Genomic DNA, 253 nt, shown 5'->3' on the forward strand with positions numbered 1-253 from the left:
GGTGGGCGCGGGCAGCGATCGCGACGGAGGACTCCGGGTCGGCGGCCAGCGTCTGCAGCACCGATTCGACGTCGGGCCCGGGGATGCACGCGAGCATCCCGACCAGGCGCCGACGTCCATCGGCGTCGGTCATCGCCATCACCGCCGTCGAAGCACGGACGAGCTCGCCCGTGAACCCTTCACGAGAGGCGAGCGCCTCCAGAGCGTCGCTCGCCTCCATGTCGAGCTCCCCCGCGGCCACCTGCGCGACCAG

At 72.7% G+C, this 253-nt stretch carries 1 protein-coding gene; it reads right to left on the reverse strand.

From position 1 onward, the window contains the following. A partial coding sequence (locus SB773_RS33275; RefSeq protein ID WP_410594718.1) for a hypothetical protein occupies nt 1-220 on the reverse strand: 220 nt, incomplete at its 3' end. Nucleotides 221-253: the final 33 nt, after the last annotated feature.

The organism is Bacillus sp. SIMBA_074, from assembly GCF_046534555.1.
In the GTDB taxonomy this organism is placed as follows: domain Bacteria; phylum Bacillota; class Bacilli; order Bacillales; family Bacillaceae_G; genus Bacillus_A; species Bacillus_A mycoides.